Source organism: Desulfamplus magnetovallimortis, assembly GCF_900170035.1.
GTDB lineage: Bacteria > Desulfobacterota > Desulfobacteria > Desulfobacterales > Desulfobacteraceae > Desulfamplus > Desulfamplus magnetovallimortis.
In genome coordinates this window covers 988,970-1,002,335 of sequence record NZ_LT828540.1, presented here as the reverse complement: position 1 = coordinate 1,002,335, position 13,366 = coordinate 988,970, and the positions used below count along the sequence as shown (strand labels likewise).

Below are 13,366 nucleotides of genomic sequence, written 5' to 3'. Positions count from 1 at the left end.
TTTACTCCCATATAACCAACATGGCGGTTCACCGTCACAATCGAAGTGTTGAAAGTCTATATAACGGCCATGGCAAACCCATCTTGCCACAACGAAGCATGAAAGCCCTGAAAAAAACCTTGAAATACGGGGACTTTCTTATAAAAAACAGCCATTTGTGGGGACTTTCATATAAACGTACGTGGCGGGTTTTCGCCACAATCGAAGTGTAGAAAGTCTTTATAAAAACAGCCAGTTATGAAAACTTTTGATAAAAAAGTTTCCATCTCATCCCTTGAGTACATCTATCATTGTGAAAATTTTACCTGTTTTATCTTTATCATGACTCTGACTGATCTTTTTATGCAAGAAAAATACCGCATCCATTGTTCCCTGTGCATAAATCTCTCTGCCGTTTATATTATGTGAAAACTGAAACTCAGCATCGTCTTTTTCGGATGTTAGTGTATATGTATGCCAGGCATGACCTGAAATATGCGCTTCGGGAATATTCCATACGTTCTTCTGCATTTCCGGATCTCTTTCCATTATAATCTCATTATCGGCAAATGGTATGCCAAGCTTGTTATAGTATGCCACCATAGCTTTTGCAGTTCCGCTTGTATCTGCTTTTCCATGCTGATGACTTTCCTTTATCTCCAGCTTGTAGCCCTTGAAAAGATCAGGGAATGTATTTGCAGCATATTCAACCATGGCCTGAAACCCAACAATTTGTTTGGCCATATTAGGGGCAATAACAGCTTTTACAGTACCTGAGAGTACTGTTTTTTCCAGAAGTGCCCGATCTCCTCCAGTGGTTCCCATGACAAAAGGAATATTGTTATCCACATAGAAACTGCAATTGGTATTAACGGCTGTGGGATGGGTAAAGTCAACTGCAATTATCTCAGAATAGCGCTCTTTTATTTCTTTGATACAAATATCTCGTTCGGATGGTTTTACAAGTTTTATGTTGTTGTTATTCAACATATAATGTGAAGTCTCAATCTCAGGACCTGTCAATGAAAAAGGGATAACAAAAAATCTTTCGTCATCTGCAAAACCTTTTGCTATTATGGCTGAGACATTGCCAGGTAATCCATTCAGCATAACGTAAATTTTATTTTGTGAGACCATTTGTTTGAGTTCCTTTAAAAAAATAAGCGAAATTAGATATCTCGGATAAATTGATAGAATAATCTGATATTTGTACTTTTTATATACTCAAGATTGTTTTTGAGGGAGCTGAGAGCCACAGGAATATATTGTTCAAAAAAGGTTTTGCCACGGTTTTTTGAAAGGTGACTGAAAGCCCCTAACATCTGAAGGTTTCTCGTAACAGCGCAGAATCTATATCCTTGAATGAACTTTTGGCTGTCAAACCCTGTTAGCTGTTCAATTTTTTCTGCACAATATTCAAGAGTGCTATTTCTGATATTGTTGTCAAGATTTACATAGGGGTCAATGAGAAGTGATGCAAGGTCATATTGAATGGGTCCCTTTCGTGCGGATTGGAAATCAATGAAAAAAAAATCACCATCTTTTACCATTATATTTCTTGATTGCATATCTCTGTGCATTAATCCTTCAAAAGCATTTTCAATGGCCATGTCTGCCATATATTCAAAAGATGGTAAAAAAATTTCAAATAAATCCTGCCGGTGACCAAGATAGTTTTTAACAAAAGCATCCATGAAATAGCGGCATTCGTTTTCAATAATCATTGTTTTTGAATAGTAGCTGGTCTGAAATGTCCAGAAGCTGTCAAAATTTTTGATTCCTTCCATGGAAAACAGGATGAGAAGTTCACAGAGCTTTTTGTAAATACCAATGATATTGTTTTGTCTGCCGTTAAAATCGATCTCATTATTATCATGGACTTGGGTGAGCGCTGAACTCTTCAATAAAGACTTTGCTTCAAGATAGCTCTTACCGTAAAAATACCCCTCATTATTATCATGGCTGTATTTTATTTTTGAATTTTTCCATAAAGGTTGAGAGTCAGTTTTTTCATTGTTTATGATTGTCTGCAGGTGGGTATCACCAAGATCATCCAGAATCACAACTCCTGCAAATCTGTCAAAAGCCCTTATTGCAGGAACAGGGATGTTTTTTAAATAAAGATGCTTACCTATTTTTATAAAAGAGTCGATTTCAGACATTGGTTTGGAGTCAAAAGAAGTGTCTGGCTGAATGCCATGGGATGCTGCAATAAATGATTGTTCATCTATTTTACAACGAAACCATCTTCTGTCCGAACCATCACCTGAAAGTGGTTCAATCTTTATGGAATCAACTCCGCAAAGGTCTGTACCTAAAGGGTTCTCAGGAATTGGCTTTATTATTTTTGCTGTTGCATGTCGTATGGAAAGTTCCACATATGAATCTGGAGTACCAATGTCATGCCAGAAAATATTCGGACAAACATAACCTTTTACCATGTCACCCTGATCTGCAATTTTTGAATATAATGGTATGCTTCCAAATTTTTTGTCAACAGGCATATAATGGAATATATTTGGGGAGAGTACCTGAATACCTGTAAATGCAAGTTTTTTATACGCTTGATTTTTTTGGGCATTGGATGCAGGAGATGAATTCTTTTTGGAAACTCCATCAAAATTTCTTACAAACATCCTCTGATTAACAGTTATCTTGTTGAATTTCGGGTAATTATGTAATACAAGTGTCACTGGCCAATCTCCTGAGATATGAAATTCCCATACCTTAGCAAGGTCAACATCAGACACAATATCACTGTTAATTACGAAAAATGGAGTATCACCCATCAATTTCTGAACATTTTTTATTGCTCCGCCAGTATCAAGAATATCAGGCTCATGTATGGTAATAACAGGTATTGAAAAGGTGGTTTGGCTTATAAAAGACTCAATCTGTTCATGCAGATGGTGTGTGTTTACAAAGATTTCACTGCATCCAGCCCTTATCAACTGTTCAATGCAAAGATGCAGTATGGGGACGCCGTTAAGAGGGAACAAGGGCTTGGGCACAATATTTGTTAAAGGCAGAAGTCGCGTGCCAAATCCTGCCGCCAGAATTAATGCTTTCATGTTTAGGTTGGCACTCCTCATCAGGATACAGCTATATTAAGCAGTTGCTCCACAATATCTTTATACTCCTGTATCTTTTCACTATCTTCAGAGCCTGCAATTCCGTTTTCAATAAAAAATGTGGAAGCATTAATATAGTTTACCTTTGAAAGGGATTCTTTAAGCAGAATTTCCCTGCGTTTGTAATACTTTGCGCCTTTTGCCTGCATCTTTTTTACCCTCTCCTTGGGATCGTGTTTCTCTTTGGGGTATTTTTCAAAATACATAAGGGCAATTTTATATGATTCAAGGAATGGCCTTAAAAATTCTGAAAATGCCTTAAGTTTTCGATATCCTTCAGATGTAAGATTGTAAGTGTCATTAAAAGATGGTGTGGGCACCAGAATGCCATCTTCCACAAAAGCCTTGATACAGGTGCTGATATGCTCAACACAGGTCTTCTCTTCATCAAATGAAAATTCATCAATGAAAAAGTTTTGCAGAAAACGATATGTATCTGTCAAATCCCTTGATGATAGTTGGAAAGTATCGGCTTTTAATATTGCAATGGCTGTGTAAGCTGCTGGAATGAAAAAGGAGATGGCATTATTTTTGTAATAATTGAGAATTGGGCGTTTGTTATCTTTAACAAAAAAGCGAGTATTATCTGTAATTTCATCTTCGGTTTCATCAGCAAGTTCAATGAATTTTCTTGATACAAATGTTTTTAGAACATGATTCAATGCAAGATCAGGGTCAATTGTAAGGGTATCGGCAAGTTCTGCATTGCATATTGTCAACATATTCATATATGAATTGACCCTGAACATAAGCTCACGTTTAGAAAAACTGTTACCAGATGAGTTGAGAAGTGCACTTGCAATTATTCCATGTGGAGTGACGATTGAAGTCTTGTTTATGGCATTGATAAGTTTGTAGCCAATGCTCTTGCAAAGTGCCATGTGCTGCTCTTTATCCATTGAAATAAGGTCAATGCCTTTTTCATTAAGATATTCATTCAGGGATATTGGTTCATGGAATTTAATATAGACCTTTCCGTACTTTTTTTTAAGAAATTTTCTTGCCCTAATAAGCTGGGAGAGGTTTTCAGGGTTTTTTTTGCCACCTTCTATTTCGTGAAGGTAAGCATCTTCTTCAAGTACCCTGTCGTATCCTACATAGGTGGGCATAAAGATCAGATCCTCGCACCCCCCGTTTCTGTATGCCTTTATGAGCATTGAGAGAAAACCAAGTTTTGGAGATAAAAGCTTACCGGTTCTGCTTCTGCCTCCTTCAATGAAAAATTCAATATTAAATCCTTCATTCAAAAGCTTCTCTATGTATGCTGCAAAAATTCTTGAGTAGAGGACAGCACCTTTGAATGTGCGTCTTAGAAAAAATGCCCCGCCTCCTCTGAAAATGGGGCCAAGTGGCCAGAAGGAAAGGTTTTTGCCGGCAGCAATGTGAGGACAGGCCATGTTTTTCTTAAACATTAGATACGATAAGAGTAGATAATCCAGATGGCTTTTATGGCATGGTGCAAGAATGACAGGTGCTTTCTTTGATTCATCTTTGATTCGTTCCAGACCATCATGATCCACAACAAGACCTTCAAAAATATTGTTAAAAGCCCAGGTAAGTACTTTTTCAAATATCTGGATGGTTGTAAGGTTATAGTTTGCGGCAATTTCTTCAATGTAACTTGCAGCCTTTTTGTGGGTTACCATCAATGGTTGTCCCTCTGCTTCAGAGTGCTCCCTCATAAAGGTTTGAAGTGACTGCTGGGTAAGGATATCCTCGGTAAGTTCTTCTCTGGATTTAAGTACAGGTCCTGTTATGCTTCTTTTTTGCCTGTTCAATGTGTCAATAAGGTGTGTTCGCAGGGCATAAGCCTGAAAATCCTCATCAATATCCCTTATGTCCGGCCTGTTAAGGAAATCCTGCAAATTAAGAGGTTGTGATATCTCCACACTAATTTTTTCAGGTTTTTGCCATATAGCCATTAGCCTTTTAAGCTTTCCTGGTTTTTCATTGCTTCCAAGCAGAATATCAAGTGGAGTCAATGTTGTTCTGACAGGTTTAACACTGAATACAATTGCCTGGGGAACAAGAAATACAGGTTTTCTGCTCTGTTTCTGGAATGCAATTATATGGTTAAGTGGGTCAGGTCTGGACTCAATGAATCTGCGGTAAAAATGTTTTCCGTCAATCATGTGAAGAAATCCGGCGTGTCCTTTTGATAATTGATTAAAAAAGTAGCCAGAATATGGTGTTTTAATCTCAAAGTGTCTGAGCATGTGGTCAAGATGAGATTTGATAATCCTGAAAAAACTTTTTACCGGAAGAAGAAAGAAAAATTTCACACCAAATGCAATTTCAGGATAGGGCAGTGCTGATTTTTTAAGTGTGGTATGGTAATATAAAAATTCAAAAAGGCTTTGGTATTTACCTACATATATTACAATACCTTTTTCATTGAGGCGGTCAAGTTTATCTATTTTTCTTTTGTCGATTTTTATTCTTCTGAAAATTTTGTCAAGGGCATACGCTGGAAGAAATCCTGAATTACCAGGATAAAAACATGAAAAATGATCATTGTTTTGTCCCAGTACGCTTTGTATGCGGGTATTCCAGGCTTCCCTTAATTTTATTAATATGGACATTGTAAATATTTCCTTGCTTTTTAAACATCTTTTATTTACCTATTTAGACTTTACCGTGAAAACACATTCTGTTTTCATGATCGGGGGGGGCCGAAATTCGGCTATGAGTGTTTACCATGAAAATGACTAACATTTTTATACTTGGGTGGGATGATTAATGAGCCCGTTGATTTAGTTGATTTTTGAAAAAATCACCACAATATGATATGTTTCTTGATTACTTGAAAAGTAATTATATTGTGGCAAAATCAAATATGTAAATACTTAATCAACAGAGTCATTAATACGCAATCATGCCCGTTTAATAAACAACTCACCCATTTTCTGGATTGTACATCCGAAGAGAATAGAGTACTTTCGGGATGGTATGAATAGTGCCGTTTGCTTATTGACTGAAGAAATTTCTATCAAAGCTTTGGTTCAATGGCAATAAAATAATTGTAAAGGAAAAATTGCCTTGATTTACTCTGGTTCATATGCTAATCATTACCAATTAAAATTTCAGAACCATTTATGTATGTGATTTTATATAAATATTTTATAGTATCTGTATTTGCAATAATTAACTTGTAAGGAGGTTATCTCTTATGAAAACATTGGTTGGTGGAGCTATTGCTGTTCTTCTTGGTATTATTGGTATTGCTGTGTGGTTTAATGCATTTTTGCAGATCATTGCAGGAGCGGTTCCCCCTGTACTGCTTCTTGGTGGTGGTCTTGCTCTCTATCTTGGATTTGATGAACTTAAAGATTCATGGAAAAAAGATGATGGAGTGGATGCTCCGGCTTCTGATGATAAAGCCAGAATTGCAGAGTTGGAAAAAGAGCTGGAAGAACTTAAAAAGTAGCCTTGCCTATTTTTAATATAGTTTTTCAAGATTATTTGTAATTAAAAGGCAGTTGCCGTTACCTCCTGGTATATACGGCAATTGTCTTTTTTTTGTCATTCATTGCTGCTTGTCTTTTTGTCACTACTGTTTGTCTTTTTTTCATTGCTGTTTGATTGCAGTGGTTGCCAGCAGGTCAGCGCGTTCATTTCCTGCCTCCCCTGAATGCCCTTTGATTTTTATAAGTTCAATGTCATAAAATTTTTGCATTAAAGATCTTATCTCCTCAACAAGTTCACGATTGCTTGTTGCTTTCCATCCTTTTGTCAGTACACCTATTGAGTAACTGCTGTCAGAAAAAAGCCTTACCGGAAGATCATTTCTTTTTAATTGAGACAAAGCTCTTTTGATGGCCATTAGCTCTGCAATATTGTTTGTTGCATGGCCAATGTATTCAGAAATCTCTTTTTCATGCTCTCCATGTATTAACACCACACCTATACCGGAAGGGCCTGGGTTTCCTGATGATGCTCCGTCAGTGAATATTGTTATTGCATTTTCAGGAACAATGAGATTTTCAGGTAGAAGATTTTTGTTCCTATCCTGGGTTGATTCAAAGTTTTTGTTTTTAATTGGGTTTTTGTTTTTGTGCTTTAGTGTGGAGTTTGTTTGTTCTTGCTTGATGGCGCTGCTTTCCAATGGGCTGTCAACCCTTTTTTTTCTATTTTTTGATGATACAGCAGATGACTCAGGAAGGAGATTCTCTTTTTTAATCCAGTATTCATAATTTTGTTTTAAATTGTATTTGATTCTCACTTTTCCATTTTTTTCAGCAGGCCTGCCATCGTCACCTTTTTCAACCCAGACTTTATTGCCTTTAAAGCTCATTCTTTTCCATGAATTGGAAGTCGTATTATCACTATTCTTTTCAAGATCATCAGTCTTTTTTCCAACATTACCAGTCTTTTTTCAACATCATCAGTCTTTTTTCCAAGATCATCAGTCTTTTTTTCATCATAAGTATGGTCTCTTGTTTCTGATAAATCTGCTGATATTGTACTTAGTCTCTTTTTAGGCATAAAGATAAAAATTCCTGCTTATTGTATGAAAATTGTCAAGTTCAGTTTTCCATGATCTTTCAATGGAATCAATTCCTTTCATATTATCATTTGCCGTTTGTTCAATTTTTCTGCGAAGCTCGGTATCTCCAAGTATCAGATCAATTGGAAGCTTATTGTATTCATATTCATAAGGTGGCTGTTTCCATTTAAAGTCATCCGGATAAAGCCTTATTATTTGTTGAAGTATTAAAAGGGAAGTAAAATATGCTTTATACTCTTCTGGTGATGTCACATGGATTTGAAAACCTCTGCAAACGTTTTTTTGCCATTTACCTGATGTGGGTTCAAAAGCCACTGGCCTTAAAATTGCACCTTTTATAAAGGGCTGCACAGCCTCAATGAGTTTTTCTGTTTCAATAAAAGGTGCACCAAATAGCTCGAAAGGCTGGGTGGTTCCTCTTCCTTCAGATATGTTTGTACCTTCCCAGATTACCTGCCCGGGATAGACAAGTGCAGATGCAGGGGTTGGCAGATTTGGAGAAGGAGCAATCCAGGGGAGGCCTGTGTCAGTAAAAAGCATATCTCTTTTCCATCCCTTCATTGGAATTATATCAAGATCACAGGTGGGCTTTAAATCACTTCTAAAATCAACTCCATCTTTGTCATTATGTGATTTTGAGCCATTAGAAGAGCCTTCAAAGGTGTTGTCTGCTGGGTCGAAGGTAGAGGAAAAAAATTCAAAGGCATTGGGTAAATGGTTAAAAAATGATGCAATTTCTCCGACTGTAAAGCCGTGGCGCATGGGAATAGGAAATCTTCCCACAAATGATATAAGGTTTTTTTTGAGTATATTGCCTTCAATTATTTTTCCACTTACGGGGTTTGGCCTGTCTAGGATAATAACTTTTTTATTATATTTCCCGGCAGCTTCAATACAGTAGGAGATGGTATATATAAAGGTATAAACTCTTGTACCAACATCCTGAAGATCAATGAGCAAAATATCAATCCGGTCAAACATCTCTCTTTTAGGAACTCTTGTGTCACTGTAAAGGCTGAATATGGGGATTTGATGTTTTGAGTCAATGCAGTGATCTGATTCAATCATATTGTCCTGCTTCTCTGCGTGGAATCCATGTTGTGGAGAAAACAGCACCTTAAGTTGTCCCGGATATATTGCCTCTATAATATCTGACGCATGTATAAAGTCAGAAGTAACCGATGCAGGATTGGCAAGCAGTCCAAGCCGTTTTCCTTTTAGTTCAGGAAGTGGATTGGTGTAAAGATTTTCAAGGCCCGTCATTACTCTTATTTGCGGAGATAATTTACCGAGAAAATTGATTTTTTTTTCATGGTCGGGGCTGGGCTGAGAAGACCACGAAGTTTCTGTTTTTAATAATGCATTTTTTAACTTTTGCGGTAATGCTTTTGGATTATTGGGCATCTTTTGCTTCCTGCATTTTAAGAGATTCAAAATTAACAAGCTCCATGGTGTCACTTTTCATGGTAAGTGCATAAATACCTTTTCTGCTGAGGTAACTCACAAAGGCATCATCCAGGTATAGGCTTGAAAAAACAGGGCAGGTTTTATAATCTTTATATTCAGGGAAATAATCGAAAAGCTCTTTGCTTTTAACAAATTTGGCAAATTTGTCAACATCCCTGATTTCAGGGGATGATTTTGTTTCATTTACAATAAACATGTTGTCGCAGGCAGCAATGGCATCAAATTCCTTTCTTCTGCTTTTGTCAGCAACACTCCTTTTTTTAACTCGTATGGCAATGTAGTCAAGCTCTTTGCATCCAAAATATTTTTCTGCAATTCTTGGTATGTTGGGAGCAACAATATCTTCTACAACCGTACCAAGTTTATTGGCAAGATCGCCCCACTGACGATTCATGGTACCAATTTGTTTGTTCATTGTGGCATTTTGCTGAGAGATTTCGATAATTTGTTTATTCATGGTGGCAGTCTGTTGATTGATTGCGACAATTTCTTCTTTCATTATTGTAATTTGCTCTTTTGACCAATCTTTGTAGTCAGACATCTCAGTTTTAAAATCTCTCATCTCATCTTTAAAATCTCTCATCTCATCTTTAAATTCTTTCATCTCATCTTTAAAATCTCTCATCTCATCTTTAAACTCTTTCATCTCATCTTTAAACTCCCTCATCTCCCTGGAAAGTTTGTCGATGGAAACATTTGCCTGCATTTGAGTATAGGCTACTCTCTGCATCATCTCCTCAAGAAAAGATAGTTTTTCTGCAACCTGTGCCATTTTAACCTCCTTTGTATGATAAATTATAGAGTTCGGCATCTTTCATATCATTATAATATTAGAGTTTTGTGGCTGGATTTTCAAGACACATTCTACCATATATTAAAAGAGGTGTTCCAAATAGTTTTTTAACTACAAAGAGAGATGCTTCATTTACCGTAAAAATGACTATCATTTTTATATTTGGGGTGATTGATGCGTAATCAATCATGCCTGTTATTTCTTTGTGTTGACATTTTACATGCCCCTTGTTATTTTTTTGATTATTTCATTTGCTTAGTGTTCTTTCAAGGTTTGATTGTTGGGTAGAAAACCCCTTGACCCTTTGAGTACTCTAAAAAATCACCCGACAATTTAAACTTGAAGAAGCATTAGGAATGAGCACGAAATATCATTCCCATTTTAAATCTACATGTTCCCTGATTGAACGGGTTTTTACCGTGAAAATGACTATCATTTTTATATTTGGGGGTGATTGATACGCAATCATGCCCGTTTATTCTGGAAATGGGAAAGTTATGTAAGAGACATTCCTTAATATTTTATTCGGCAAATCAAACCGCCGTGTTACACATCTTTCTGATTGCCATTAAAATCCTGCTGCCTTATTCCGGCAAAATAAGTTTCAATTTTTTCCGTTAATGCTTCTTGGTTTTGACACAGCCCGGAGATCCCCTTTACCTTAGCCTACAGGAGACTATATAAATCATGAACTTTTCAGTGAACTGTTTTAATATTTATGACATGATAAGAAGAAATGCTACTCTGTTTGCAAAATCGACTGCCATTGTTCATGCAAATGAGAAAATTTCTTTTCAGGAATATTTTCTGCTGGTCAATTCCCTTGCAGCCTCTCTTCTGGATAATGGTGTAAAATCAGGGGACAGAGTTGCGATTCTTGCCATGAATTCTCCTGCCTATCTTATTCTTTATGGTGCGGCCTCTGCCATCGGGGCAATTTTGGTGCCTGTTAACTGGCGACTTTCTGAAGATGAAATAGCCTACATTCTTGAAGATTCAGGTGCAATATTGCTTTTTTTTGACGAATCTCAAAAGAAATTGGCTTTTTCGCTTAAAAACACCTTGAAATACAAAGGAAAACTTGCAGATTTATGCTCATCAGGTAAGGGCATCTCCTGTTTAAATGAGGAAAAATCATTGGATTCAGCAGAAAAAGAAGAAATTTTAAGCTATGATAAAATGATCTCTTCTGAACATAAATGGCAAGGTCCGTCCATATGTGAAGAGTATCCTGTTTTTTGCCTTATCTATACCGCTGCTGTGGCAGGGAAGCCTCGTGGAGCTGCTCTTTCACACTCCAATATCATCACTGCTAATCTCCAGACTTCACTTGTTATGTATCTTGATAAAAACGATGCTTATTTGAATATGCTTCCTCTGTTTCACATAACAGGAATGAATCTTGCCCTTGCTGTAATGCACATGGGAGGGCGTAATGTGATCATTGAAAAATTTGATGCTCCTCGTGCCCTTGGTCTTGTTGATCGTGAAAAAGTAACTTTGATGGCAAGTTTTCCGCCCATTTTAAGCACTTTGATGACCCATATGAAAGATAATGCCGATCAAGGTCAGGGATTTGACATTGACTCCCTTAAAAATGTCGTGGGAATAGATTCTCCGGAAAATATAGAAAAATTTACGCAAAAGACAGGTTGTCGTTTCTGGGTTCTTTATGGGCAGAGTGAAACATCAGGATTTGTTACATTGTCTGACAGTTCAGAATCTCCTGGCTCTGCTGGACGACCTTGCCCTGTCTCCAGACTCTCTATTCTTGATGGAGCTGACAGGGAACTTCCTTTGGGTAAAAGCGGTGAGATAGGAGTAAGAGGCCCGGTTATTTTCAAAGGTTTCTGGTTAAAAGATGGTTCCTGCAATACCAAATCCATGCAAGATAAAAATTATCAGGGAACTTCCGAGGGATTCTCTTTTGACCAGTCAACCATAAGAAATGGATGGCATCATACAGGAGATATTGGCCATTTGGATCAGGATGGTTATCTTTGGTTTGAAGGTAGAAAACCGGAAAAAGAGCTTATAAAGCCTGGAGGGGAAAATGTCTATCCGGCAGAGGTTGAGTCTGTTGTGATGCTGCATCCCGGAATAGAAAATTGCTGTGTAATCGGTGTGCCTGATCCAAAATTTGGGGAAGGTGTTAAGGCTGTTTGTGTAAGAAAAATAGATTTTTCTGTTACTGAAAGTGAATTGATCGCTTTTGTTGGAGAGCGTATTGCCCGTTATAAAAAGCCAGGATATGTTCAGTTTGTAAATGAGCTTCCCATGACCAATGACGGTATAGTTGACAGATCAGAGGTAAAACTTCTTTATGGTTCTAATGGTGAGTAGATTGATAAGCCAAAAAGAGATTAAGGTGATTTTATGCTAATGAACCAAATATTAAAAGGAGATGTTCAGAGATACTGTAATAGTATTTCCATTTTCATCTTGATGTTATTAAGTTCAGTATCTGTATATGGATATGAAATTGCACCCAGAATCAGTGACAGAGAGATAGTTGAGTCCCTTGCAGAAATAAAGCAGGGGCAAATCCATTTATCCCAAAGGATTGATGCTGTCAACCAGAGAATTGATGATCAGATTCACAGTGTTGACAAACGTTTTGAAGGCATAGATAAGCGTTTTGAAGCAATAGACAAGCGTTTTGAGGCCATAGACAAACGTTTTGAATCTTTGGAAAAACGCATTGATTCAATGGCTGCAAGTATGGAAAAGAGATTTGATGACATTGATCAGCGTTTTGAATCCATGCAGGAGTTGATTTTAACACTTTTTGGCTCTACCATGGCAGTTGTTATGGCCATGTTGGGCTATATGATATGGGACAGAAGATCTGCACAAAAACCGATGTATGAAAAATTCAGGCATCTGGAGCATCATATTGTCGGGGTGGATGAGCATATATCGGAAATTGATGAGCATCTTGAGATGAGAAACCCTTCCGGCCCTGTTCTTGCGAGGATGATGGCAGCTCTGAGAAAACTTGCCGAAACAAATCCGGATGTGGCAAGTGTGTTACGCTCATTTTCACTTTTGTAATAATGGCAGGAGAAGAGGATGCTGGCAGGAATTCAGGAAATTTTTACCATTTTGTTGATTATTGTGTGTATTATTTTTGTTCCAAGGCTTTTCAGGGCAAAGGAGCCTCAGACTTTAAAAATTGGTTCAGGTTCTACATCGGGTCTCAGTTTATCCTGGAAGATGCGGCTTGGCATTGTTTTATCATTTATATGGCCTGTTGTCGCTGGGCTTTTTTTCAGGCCATGGGAGAGCCGTTTGCCCTTGTTTGTTGCAGCAGGTTTTTTGCCAGTTGCTGCGGGTTGGGCATTTTTATGGATTTTTAACGGTGTTAAAAGAAGATGATGCCCAAATTTTTTCATATTTCAAATTGCACTTGTAAGTGAGGATTTGCTTTTGTATATTCATACAGTTGATATTAGTGAATTTTTGAACTTATCACGCTTCGGGCGGGCT

12 protein-coding genes are annotated in these 13,366 nt (G+C 37.3%); 5 read left to right on the top strand and 7 right to left on the bottom strand.

Annotated features, from left to right (window positions below; translation table 11 throughout):
• Nucleotides 1–212 (top strand): hypothetical protein (locus tag MTBBW1_RS28985; protein WP_222423973.1); only part of this gene is annotated, 212 nt, incomplete at its 5' end.
• 55 nt (nt 213–267) lie between these two features.
• Here the strand turns inward: MTBBW1_RS28985 and dapB are convergent.
• From dapB to MTBBW1_RS03930, 3 genes are read right to left on the bottom strand one after another with little or no spacing between them, the layout of a single operon-like run.
• Nucleotides 268–1,116, bottom strand: coding sequence for a dihydrodipicolinate reductase (dapB, locus tag MTBBW1_RS03940; protein WP_080799405.1), 849 nt, complete (start codon nt 1,114–1,116; stop codon nt 268–270).
• Nucleotides 1,117–1,148: 32 nt separating this feature from the next.
• Nucleotides 1,149–3,050 carry a sugar phosphate nucleotidyltransferase gene (locus tag MTBBW1_RS03935; RefSeq protein ID WP_186441069.1) on the bottom strand — a complete coding sequence of 634 codons (1,902 nt, stop codon included), beginning with the start codon at nt 3,048–3,050 and terminating at the stop codon, nt 1,149–1,151.
• 20 nt (nt 3,051–3,070) lie between these two features.
• On the bottom strand, nt 3,071–5,692 hold the full coding sequence (locus MTBBW1_RS03930) for a 1-acyl-sn-glycerol-3-phosphate acyltransferase (RefSeq protein WP_080799399.1): 2,622 nt from the start codon (nt 5,690–5,692) through the stop codon (nt 3,071–3,073).
• 587 nt (nt 5,693–6,279) lie between these two features.
• On the opposite strand from MTBBW1_RS03930, the gene MTBBW1_RS03925 reads away from it, so the two are divergent.
• Nucleotides 6,280–6,537, top strand: a complete 258-nt coding sequence (locus MTBBW1_RS03925) for a hypothetical protein (protein ID WP_080799395.1) — start codon at nt 6,280–6,282, stop codon at nt 6,535–6,537.
• A 141-nt stretch (nt 6,538–6,678) separates the two neighbouring features.
• Here the strand turns inward: MTBBW1_RS03925 and MTBBW1_RS03920 are convergent, their stop codons facing one another.
• The 4 genes from MTBBW1_RS03920 to MTBBW1_RS03905 are packed head-to-tail and all read right to left on the bottom strand — an operon-like array spanning nt 6,679 to nt 9,856.
• A complete protein-coding gene (locus tag MTBBW1_RS03920) occupies nt 6,679–7,404 on the bottom strand; it encodes a ribonuclease HI (protein WP_080799392.1) in 726 nt (241 codons plus the stop codon).
• Nucleotides 7,401–7,595 carry a hypothetical protein gene (locus tag MTBBW1_RS03915; protein ID WP_080799388.1) on the bottom strand — a complete coding sequence of 65 codons (195 nt, stop codon included), beginning with the start codon at nt 7,593–7,595 and terminating at the stop codon, nt 7,401–7,403. Before MTBBW1_RS03915 ends, MTBBW1_RS03920 begins: the two co-directional genes overlap by 4 nt.
• The gene (locus MTBBW1_RS03910) at nt 7,588–9,021 is read right to left on the bottom strand and encodes an exo-beta-N-acetylmuramidase NamZ family protein (RefSeq protein ID WP_080799386.1); all 1,434 of its coding nucleotides are present in this window, start codon (nt 9,019–9,021) and stop codon (nt 7,588–7,590) included. Before MTBBW1_RS03910 ends, MTBBW1_RS03915 begins: the two co-directional genes overlap by 8 nt.
• Nucleotides 9,011–9,856, bottom strand: a complete 846-nt coding sequence (locus MTBBW1_RS03905) for a hypothetical protein (protein ID WP_080799383.1) — start codon at nt 9,854–9,856, stop codon at nt 9,011–9,013. Before MTBBW1_RS03905 ends, MTBBW1_RS03910 begins: the two co-directional genes overlap by 11 nt.
• A 708-nt stretch (nt 9,857–10,564) precedes the next feature.
• On the opposite strand from MTBBW1_RS03905, the gene MTBBW1_RS03900 reads away from it, so the two are divergent.
• The 3 genes from MTBBW1_RS03900 to MTBBW1_RS03890 are packed head-to-tail and all read left to right on the top strand — an operon-like array spanning nt 10,565 to nt 13,255.
• On the top strand, nt 10,565–12,220 hold the full coding sequence (locus MTBBW1_RS03900) for an AMP-binding protein (RefSeq protein WP_080799381.1): 1,656 nt from the start codon (nt 10,565–10,567) through the stop codon (nt 12,218–12,220).
• Nucleotides 12,221–12,259: 39 nt separating this feature from the next.
• Nucleotides 12,260–12,931 (top strand): coiled-coil domain-containing protein, encoded by a 672-nt coding sequence (locus MTBBW1_RS03895; RefSeq protein ID WP_080799379.1) that lies wholly within the window; start codon nt 12,260–12,262, stop codon nt 12,929–12,931.
• Between the two features lie 18 nt (nt 12,932–12,949).
• Nucleotides 12,950–13,255 carry a hypothetical protein gene (locus MTBBW1_RS03890; protein ID WP_080799376.1) on the top strand — a complete coding sequence of 102 codons (306 nt, stop codon included), beginning with the start codon at nt 12,950–12,952 and terminating at the stop codon, nt 13,253–13,255.
• Nucleotides 13,256–13,366: the final 111 nt, after the last annotated feature.

Coding starts and splice junctions, on each gene's coding strand:
- MTBBW1_RS03910 (WP_080799386.1), bottom strand. CDS start 9,021: ATGCCCAATAATCCAAAAGCATTACCGCAAAAGTTAAAAAATGCATTA.
- MTBBW1_RS03935 (WP_186441069.1), bottom strand. CDS start 3,050: ATGAAAGCATTAATTCTGGCGGCAGGATTTGGCACGCGACTTCTGCCT.
- MTBBW1_RS03920 (WP_080799392.1), bottom strand. CDS start 7,404: ATGAGCTTTAAAGGCAATAAAGTCTGGGTTGAAAAAGGTGACGATGGC.
- MTBBW1_RS03905 (WP_080799383.1), bottom strand. CDS start 9,856: ATGGCACAGGTTGCAGAAAAACTATCTTTTCTTGAGGAGATGATGCAG.
- dapB (WP_080799405.1), bottom strand. CDS start 1,116: ATGGTCTCACAAAATAAAATTTACGTTATGCTGAATGGATTACCTGGC.
- MTBBW1_RS03925 (WP_080799395.1), top strand. CDS start 6,280: ATGAAAACATTGGTTGGTGGAGCTATTGCTGTTCTTCTTGGTATTATT.
- MTBBW1_RS03930 (WP_080799399.1), bottom strand. CDS start 5,692: ATGTCCATATTAATAAAATTAAGGGAAGCCTGGAATACCCGCATACAA.
- MTBBW1_RS03890 (WP_080799376.1), top strand. CDS start 12,950: ATGCTGGCAGGAATTCAGGAAATTTTTACCATTTTGTTGATTATTGTG.
- MTBBW1_RS03915 (WP_080799388.1), bottom strand. CDS start 7,595: ATGCCTAAAAAGAGACTAAGTACAATATCAGCAGATTTATCAGAAACA.
- MTBBW1_RS03900 (WP_080799381.1), top strand. CDS start 10,565: ATGAACTTTTCAGTGAACTGTTTTAATATTTATGACATGATAAGAAGA.
- MTBBW1_RS03895 (WP_080799379.1), top strand. CDS start 12,260: ATGAACCAAATATTAAAAGGAGATGTTCAGAGATACTGTAATAGTATT.